The following is a 9718-nucleotide window of genomic DNA, read 5'->3' on the forward strand; positions in this document are numbered from 1 at the left end:
AACTTATTTCAGGACGGGACACTCTTGCCTATAAAAAAGCCCTCATTTAGAGGGCTTTTTATTAGCTTAGAACCGCCAGTTATAGAATAAGTCAATTGCACGTTCTAAAGACTGACTGGCTTCCAGATATAAACGCTGATTCATTTGATAACGTAAAGTCAACTTGTTTACTGGGGTAAATACGCCAACCCCATAACGGATATATAAGTCTGGCGTAATATAACCGGTTACAGACACCTGAGTATCATCCCCGGTTCCCTGTGCATCCAGTGCCAGACCGCTCAAGCCAAAGCTGCGGCCAATCTGGTTGGTCAAGGCACGCGTACCGCCTAAGCCCAGACTGATCCCTGCGGCTGCAATGGTGTTATTTACATCAGATCTGAAACCTTCTGCCTGACTCAAGCCTGAAGCCCCTTCATTAATACGACCAGTAATCAGAGCATTCAACGCTTCTTGTTCAGACAGGCCAGCATCATTATAAATTTGAATGGCAGGACTTGAGGCTGTACCAGTGACACGTACACCCACCGTGCTACCTTGAATGGATTTATTGGCATCAATATCCAGGGTTGGATTCGACAACGGGCCATTGAAACGTGCAATTGCACGGTTCAGATCCAGACTTTGTCCATAAGCTTCAATTTTCACCCGTTGTGATACCCCGATCGCACCATTGGCACGCATCGCAGATTCCAGACCACGTTGTGTCAGATTGACACGACCTAAGAGTGGAATACGGCTGTCAAAGCCCTGGAAGATCACCTGATTTCCTAACGACACTGCAACATCTGCGCGAATATCCCATGGACGTGCCGCTTTCAGAATGGCGAGCTGGTCATCTCCCTCACGTACTACGCGTACGTCAGAAGACAAGCCCACAACAGGTTCAGACGCTTCAGGCATAGAAATCAATGCACGAGGAACATCGACCTTACCACTCAAGCTCAATTTTTTATTGAACGGATACATATCCAGGGTCAGATCAGGCGTAACCACCGCAGTAATCAGCGGTGCCTGGCGAATCAGCAGATTTTCGCCCTGAAGTTTAAGCTGTACGCGAGGATCACCTTTCCAGTCTACAGAACCAGTTAATTTACCAGCACCACGACCACTATTAAATGCACCATTAATAGTCGCGGTATTTTGACGGACTGATGAATAGAGCTGCACATTGGTTAGATTGACTGGTAATGAAATCATGCTGATCGCCCCGTCCTTAACCCGAATTTCACCTTCAAGTAATGGATCGGTTAACGTTCCGCTAATTTTACCTGCATACGACAGGGTACCATCCAGATTACGCACATCCTGAATGAATGGCTTAAAGACCTTCAGCTGAACCTGGTTAAAGGCAATCTCGCCACGCATTGGTTTATTGTCACGATATGGATCAATAATTACATTGGCATAGCCTGTACCAATATCCGGCGTTTTCACATCCAGACGAATCTGTAATCCAGCGGCCACGCTTTTTGCGACTAGCCCCACTTCATCATATTTTAAAGTCGAGCCTAAATATTCCGGATCATCAGAAGATAAGCCGATCACCCCATTGCGGGTTACCAGACGAGCATCAATTTTCGGTTTAGCACCTTGTGCCCAAGCTGCCTTGGCATAACCATTCACTTTACCGGTTAATGCTATGCCTTCTGGCAGGAAGGCACTAAAGTCAGCCAAATCCAGGTTACGGGTAATAAATGAAGCACTACCTCGAGTTTTATTGACTCGAATTGGCTGGTCAAAGCAAAGTTGACTTTGCTGACTCATCCAGCAATGAGCGCCAACAAACAGATCCGACTGTGCAGTGTTATAAATTACAGCTGCATTTTGACGCTGCACCAGATGAGTACGCAGTGAGTCGAAATCACCGCGCTGGATCTGGCCTAACCAGTTATTTTGTGCATTAAAACCACCTGCGAGCTGAACAAAGAATTTAGACAGCTTATTTTCAGCCTGAACTTGTAGCACATGCGCGGCGCGCGTTCCAGCAAGTGACACTTCACCGCGTACAATCTGTCTATTGCCACTACGCAACTGATCCATGGTCGCAGTCAATAAAGTCGGTGTGGTTTGTGAAGTCGGTAACTGGCCACGTACCCGAATCTTGTCTACGCTAAACAGGTTCTTGAAGGCAAAATTGTCCACTGCCAGATTCGCAGTCGCTTGTAAACGCGGTTGTGCCTGCATATTAATATAGCCTTGTACCCGGCCTCTTAATCCCGGATAAAGCTCATATAATGCCGGCGCATTCACTTTAAGTTGCAGATTTTGTGCATTACCTGTGGCCTGTATCTGGTTGCTGGCATAAGACAGGAACAGGTTATTGGCTTCAAACTGCTGCGGTACAAAACCACGCTGCTTGGAGTCAATCAATACAGCCAGATTACCCTTACCGCGTACCGGTTTATTATTCAATATACCGGCCAGATTTAAGCGTTGAATCTGGACACGCTTCACTGCATCCGACCAGACACCTTGGGTTTGCAGATTGCCAGACAATTCACCTTTAAGCTTGGCATTAAAATACTGAGGTTTGAAACGCACCAGAGAGGCATTTACATTCCAGCCAATACCATTTGCCAAGTTCACCTGACCATTGGCATTAATTTTTCCAGCGACTCCATCATGACGCAGTTCCTTGATATTGAGCATATCAGGCGTACCTGACAAGCGCAGTTTCAACAATCCCTGACTGGCCTTAATCTGGCTGGCACTTAATGCACCATCATAATTGACCGCATAACTTTTGAATCCGCCACCTACTTTTTCATCATGGAACAACAAGGCAATATTACTATTACCTGTCAGATGAACGGTTTCATTTTGCGCAGCCAGTCGTCCGGTCAGATCTACACCGCTAAGATTAATAATTTGCTGATTCGGGCGTGCATAACCACTGGCTTTTACCCGACCATTCAAGCGGTCAATTGGTGAAGCTGCAGCCAGAGTTTGAGTATTCAGGTTCTGGGCATTTAATACTGCGGACCATTTGAGCTGACGTTTTTCTTCTGGCAGTTCAACCCGTGCATTACCTGTTAGACTGCCGGCCTGTCCATTTCCACTATATTTAAAACTTGGAACATTCAGAATATTATTTTTCAGGTTTAGTTGTGCCTGATACATTCCTGTAGGTAACAGTCCTTCTTCATGCTGAGCAACCTGGGTAGCGACATGGATATTTTGCTGGCCTTCGACCAGTACCAGATCGACATCTCCTGATTCACTTTTTAACCAGCCGATATAAGGCACAGCACGGTCAATATTTTTCCAGGCTACATCCAGTAACATCGGTTGAGCTTTATTGTCTTTAACCGGCTTCTGATCCAGCTTGATATTCCAGGTTTCATAGCGGTCAAAATCCACCAGTCCTGTTAAATGTAGGCCATTTTCCAGATTACCGGTAGAGGCAATATTACCGTCCAGACTTGGTGGCAGAAAGTCCTGCACCACCTGTGGAATTCGCTGATGTTTCGGATCAATCCCATTCATGCGACCTGTCAGATCCCAATCCACCTGATCAGCCCAGCCTACAGTACCTGCCAGGCTTACCGAACCTTTCATCAGCTGACCATTTAGATCAGTAATATTGAGCTGATTGACCAGATCGGTGTACATCACTGCGGTATATTGCCCATCCGGGATATTTTCACCTTCAATATCAGTGCGGACATTCAGATCCAGGCGCTTGGTATTCCCATTAAACTCAGCCACACCATCTTTCGTAAACAGTTTTTGCTCTGTCAGGATTGGCCAGTGATATTGCTTGAACTGGAGTTCACCACGCATGGGTACATTAGGACGCATCGGGTGCAGAACTGCCCAGCCTGTCAGCAAATCTGGCGTGTTGGTCGCGACCCCGGCCTGAATGGTATCCAGTGTGCCTCTAGCACGTACTTGAATATCATGAATATTCAAGCTTTCTCTGAGTGAAGGCAGATTTAGAATACCGCGTGCATCTAGTGGATATTTACCTTCAAACTGCATTTTCCCAGTAGCTTCACGTACCGACAGATAGCCCATGTCCATGCGGGAATCTTCGAAATTCAGCTCGGTACCTGACCATAATGCTTCATTCAGTTCAATATTATAAAAATCAACTGCATTGGTCTGAGTCTTAATCACCAAGTGATCGAGAAGTAAATGATCAACCCGCAATACAAACGGTAAACGAATTGCATTGAACTTGAATGGCTCATCACTTGGCGGATTTTTATTAATAATCTGTAAATTCAGTACATCTGCTTCAGTCAGATGAATTTCTTTTTTGATAATCGCCCGCCAACCCAGCTTGACATCAGCACGGTCAATTTTGACATCGACCGGTTTCAGGGTAACCAGAACATTTTTCAGGATAATCCCGCGCCACAGGTTCCCACCTTCATATTCATAATGAATGATTTCCTGGCGCTGCATCACCTGATCGAGCAGGAATTTACTGCCTTTATCGGTAGAAAACAGGATCGCCAGTACAGACAGCAGAAAAATAAGAGAAAAAAGGGCCGACAATAGAATACTTCTAAATATACGGCGCTTTTTCGGCACAACTTCAGGTTGTTGCTCTTGTTCTGGCTGTGGTTGGTTTTCGACCATGATCTACCCAAATAACTATTTTTTAATTAATAAATGTTTTATAACTGCGAGCCAATAAAGAAGTGCAAACGAATCGGATAATTGTCATCCGACAGTCCGGTCGCCACATCTAAACGAATTGGGCCAATCGGTGAAGCCCAACGAATCCCCAACCCCGCACCATATTCTGTCGGATTACTAAAATCCTCATTATAGGCATTTCCGGCATCCGCAAATACTGCAGCGCGCCAGCCCTCCCTGAACTGATAATTATACTCCAGTGAAGCCACACCCAAAGCCTGTCCGCCCACTTTAAAGCCTTCAATTTCTGGAGAAAGACTCTTATAGTCAAAACCACGGATACTTTGATCACCGCCACTAAAATAGCGCAGGTTATAAGGTACTTTGGCAAAATCTTCAGTAAAGATATAACCCAGATCCGCGCGTCCAACAAACTGATGATCGGCATTTTCACCCAGTGAATAGATAAAACGCCAGCCTGCATTCACAATCGCCATATCGGCATCAGACAATAGAGCTTCACTGCCCAATTCGACTTTATAGGTTTGCTTAAAGCCCTTGGTCGGGTTCACGCGGCGATCACTATCAGTACGGGAAACTTCATAACCCACCAGTAAAGACTGCTGTTCATCTTCAGTATTGAATCTGAATGCTTCCGGAATCTGGCTAAAATCAACCGAACCATCCTGCGTCAGACGATCCAGACGGTAACGTAGACCGTAAGTTTGTTGCCAATTAGCACGCGGATTTTTAATAATCCGGTCAGCACCAAGTACCGCGGATTCAATTAACAGGCCATCACCTTGGGCCACACCATCACGTTCTTCACGTTCATAACCACCCACGATACTGATATAGTCATTAAGTGGATGGTTGTATGGAATATTATAACGGCCATCAATTGACTGACGGATTTGTGACAATTCAAGGTTGGCATCAAATGAGTGACCACGTTTGTTTACGATCGCACGGCGATATTGTCCACGTAAGCGTGTTCCGGTATCCGTACCATAACCCAGACCGACTTCGGCACTGTTAAGACGGTCTGCATTCAGTGTCACAATCACCGGAATTTTTTTCTCTTCACGAGCCTGAGCCTTTAAACGTTCTTCTTCGTCTTCTTTGGTCTGCTGCTGAACCCGCAAAGTTCTTAAGTTTGGATTTTCTGCATCACGACTACCGGCGAACTGATCTTCATCCACCACATCCTGTGTAACTTCCTGATTGGATGCCGGTGCAGCTTTCTTGGCCACACCTATTTCATCTTCTGAAAACTTCTGTTCTTCTATCAGACTCTGAATATCCGGTGCCAGTTCCAGCTCTCGATCAATAGGATCAGGACGAATTGTATCCACCAGCGTATAGTTAAAATAACGTGAGTTCGTCAGGTTGTTGGCCAAGCTATTCACACGCCAGAAGGTGTAGTCAGCACCATCTTCCCAGGTGACCAGACTTTCCAGTACATCACGATTCAGTGGAATTTCTTTTTCAGGATCACTCATCCTGAACTCTACATTACCCAGTTTATAACGCTCACCTGTTTCAAAGCGCAGATTCACATCGGCTGTATTTTCGGGTTGGGCAATGCGCACATCATGCAAGCGCCAGTAAGCATCAAAATAACCATTGTTGCTGGCTGCGGTATTAATCCGGTCCTTGTTTTTTTCATAATCCCCATGGTTAAAGATATCACCTTCTTCCTGTTCAGGTAGAAGACTAATAACCTGGAACTGCGGCTGTTCACCACCTGGCCCACTAAACTCAATATTATGGGTATTGATAATGACCGGCTCATTCGGGGTTACATAAACTCTGACCCGGCTATCTGATAATTTTTCAAATCTGAACTGGGCATTGTAATAACCTACAGCTTGGGCAGCCTGATTGGACAGATTACGGAGTTGCGGTAATGCAGATGAAAAATCTTCAAAGGATTCCTGGGTAAAGCTAGAAAGTTTAGCTTTTACATTATTTCTGAGATTCGTATAACCTTCTGACTGAGCTTTACGATTCAATCCGCCATTGCTTTGTGCAGTGCCATTTCCATTCACAATGACCACATCTGCACTGATCCGAGGCAAACTGGCGGTCATAATCTGGCGAGGTGGACGTATTTTATAAAACAGTCGCTTGAAAATATTAGGGCGTTTATCATTTTCAGGCGTCGTTGGTGCAGGCAACTCGGATAAGGTCGCACCCGACTCATTTCTTTGGACAATAATCTGGCTATCGGCCTGAATGGACTGCATAAGCTGATCAACATTCACAGGTGCCTGATTGATTTCAACTAGTTCCTGCTGACTCATATCATTGACTACTGTTTCAGTTTGCGCGGTCTGGCGATAGGCTTGCGCCTCGCGTTTCGCTTCTTCCGCAACCTGATAAATCTCATTGGCCATACTCTGGTCAATCGTTTGCACCGGCAGACTTTCTAAATCATCAAACTCAATTGGCTGAAATTCACCCAGAGACGTTCCCATAGTCTGCTGTTCTTTCAGCATTTGCATACTATCTACAGTCGAAGTTTCAAGTTCTAAAGCTTCTTCAACTTTTTCTGTTGCTTCAGCTTCGGTCGTAGCTACCCCTTGTCGTACGGCTTCCTGGGATAACTCTTCGATCATTTCTGCCTGAGATAGTGCTACCGGAGTTTCCGTCTGCTCGGTTTGTGCCATGCCCTGATGCGATAACATCATGAAAAATATACTCATACATAGCCTGGCTCGGCCATGATACGGTACGAGAGACCCCATACTACGATTTAGCATCGTTTGTTTAAATTTTCTCTTTGCGGGCATAGCAAACTCTAAACGAATACATTCTTTAATTGATTATTTGACCGAAAAAGATAAGCTAAAGAACTTAAATTATTGGGTTTTGCCTTTACATGGACGAAAGTATCTTACATGATTTTTCTCAATGTTTACGTATATCTCACATTTCTTAATAAATCTTAATGTAGCACGTCTTATATGAACAACAATGAACATTTGTTAGCGAGCCGCCGCTTTTTACCCATGTTCCTAACCCAGTTTTTTGGTGCACTGAATGATAATGTTTTTAAACAGGCATTATTATTGGTGATTACCTATGGCTGGATTCAGCAACAATCAGCCAGTATTAGCACCTTAAATAACCTTGCTGCACTATTGTTCATTTTGCCTTATTTTATTTTCTCTGCGACGGCAGGCCAGATTGCAGATAAATATGAACGTTCCCAGCTGATTCGCTATTTAAAGATTTTTGAAATTGTGATCATGATTCTGGGCACCATTGGCTTCCTGCTCGGTCATTTATGGATGCTATTGTTCGCCCTGTTTTTAATGGGCACTCAATCCACTTTTTTCGGCCCGATTAAATATGCCATTTTGCCTGAAGTATTAAAACCAGATGAACTGATGTCAGGTAACGCGCTGTTCCAGTCAGGCACTTCATTAGCAATTTTATTCGGTATGATTCTGGGTGGTGCAGTCATTGCTGCTTCTACAGGCAATCTGATCTGGATCAGCCTGACGGTGTTAAGTATCGCCGTGATTGGCTATCTCTCCAGTCGTTATATTCTGAAGCAGAGCATTCCAGCGCCTGAAATCAACATTGACTGGAATTTTTTCCGGACCAGCTTTCAGACCATTAAATATGCCAAAAGTTTACCGCTGGTTTTTTTAATTCTGCTGGGTAACTCCTGGTACTGGTTTTATGGGGCAACCTATCTTACTCAGATTCCACAGCTTACCTTACAAAACCTACATGCTTCTGAAAATGTCGCCAGTTTGCTACTGACCTTTTTCTCTGTCGGGATCGGTTTAGGTTCTTATTTATGCCGCAGATTAGGCGGTACTGAGGTCAATATTAAAATGGTACCGATTGGTGCTATTGGTCTCGTGGTTTTTGCCTTATATCTAGCAGCAAGTCTTGCCTTTGTTCCGGAACGTACCGGTACGTTACTCGGCTTGGCAGATGTATTCCAGCAAGGCTGGAGCTATTATCATGTGATGCTGGCGGTAACTTTACTGGGCATCAGTGGCGGTTTTTATATCGTGCCGCTGTATGCCATGATGCAAGCGCATTCTCCCCGCTCACATCGTGCACGTGTAGTTGCAGCAAATAACATCCTGAATGCCGTTTTCATGGTATCTTCTGCTATATTCTCGATTATTATTTTAAGCGTTCTAGAGTTTGATCTTAAAATACTTTTCTGTATTACTGCAGTGTTGAGTGGCCTGTTTACTTTATGGCTGCTTTATAGATTGAAACCGATGATCAAAACCGCAAAAGCCCCTTTGGAGGATTAATTCATGCGTCAATATACAGGTGTCGATAAGCTTATTCATTCTTTTGACCAGGCATTACGCAGTCTTGTTCCAGGAACGACTTCCTCACAACGGGAAAATCCAGCCAAACCGGTTGAAACCCAGCTTACCGTGAGTGATGCCCGTCATGTGGCTGGTTTAATGCGTGTGAATCATAGTGGTGAGGTTTGTGCACAGGCGCTTTATCATGGACAGGCATTAACCGCGAAATTACCAAATGTACGTCGGGAAATGGAACAGGCGGCAATTGAGGAGCAAGATCATCTGGCCTGGTGTGAAGACCGCTTACAAGAACTGGATAGCCATACCAGTTTACTCAATCCGGTCTGGTACGGCCTTTCCTTTGGGATGGGTGCAATTGCCGGCATTGCGGGTGACAGATACAGTCTTGGATTTGTTGCAGAAACCGAACGCCAAGTGAGTATGCATTTACAGCATCATATTAATCAGCTGCCAGCACAGGATGAACGCTCACGTCGCATTCTAGAACAGATGAATGAAGATGAACTGCATCACCGTGATACAGCTTTGGCTGCGGGCGGCGTAGATTTACCGCTTCCCGTCAAGATTGCCATGACCGGCATTTCCAAGTTAATGACCAAAACCAGTTATTATATTTAAGTATCAAATAAAGCCCTCATTTTTGAGGGCTTTATTGTGATCAAAATAATTAAGGAAAAAATATTTTAAGAACTCTTTTTTTAAATTTTTTATTTATCATTATTTTATCTGGGCTTTGTTGCACAAACCTATCTGTAAAGGCTTTTTCAGCGATATAATTTTCAAATGAAGAAGCCTGCACACAAAATCTACCGCACAAC

Annotated in this window: 4 protein-coding genes; 2 read left to right on the plus strand and 2 right to left on the minus strand. The window is 44.5% G+C overall.

Annotated elements, in window-relative coordinates; translation table 11 throughout:
* Nucleotides 1-66 precede the first annotated feature (66 nt).
* Both B3J29_RS05225 and B3J29_RS05230 read right to left on the minus strand, forming a co-directional pair.
* A complete protein-coding gene (locus tag B3J29_RS05225) occupies nt 67-4590 on the minus strand; it encodes a translocation/assembly module TamB domain-containing protein (RefSeq protein ID WP_005235958.1) in 4524 nt (1507 codons plus the stop codon).
* Between the two features lie 38 nt (nt 4591-4628).
* Complete coding sequence (locus tag B3J29_RS05230; protein ID WP_286964542.1) at nt 4629-7385, minus strand: autotransporter assembly complex protein TamA; 2757 nt, start codon at nt 7383-7385, stop codon at nt 4629-4631.
* Between the two features lie 174 nt (nt 7386-7559).
* Between B3J29_RS05230 and B3J29_RS05235 the strand changes: the two genes are divergently transcribed.
* Together B3J29_RS05235 and coq7 are read left to right on the plus strand one after the other, a co-directional pair.
* A complete protein-coding gene (locus B3J29_RS05235; RefSeq protein WP_005235961.1) occupies nt 7560-8879 on the plus strand; it encodes an MFS transporter in 1320 nt (439 codons plus the stop codon).
* Between the two features lie 3 nt (nt 8880-8882).
* Entirely contained in the window at nt 8883-9518 is a 636-nt protein-coding gene (coq7, locus tag B3J29_RS05240) for a 2-polyprenyl-3-methyl-6-methoxy-1,4-benzoquinone monooxygenase (RefSeq protein WP_005235962.1), read from the plus strand.
* The last annotated feature ends 200 nt before the right edge of the window (nt 9519-9718 follow it).

The sequence above is a fragment of the Acinetobacter sp. UBA5984 genome (assembly GCF_002429925.1).
GTDB classification, from domain to species: domain Bacteria; phylum Pseudomonadota; class Gammaproteobacteria; order Pseudomonadales; family Moraxellaceae; genus Acinetobacter; species Acinetobacter variabilis.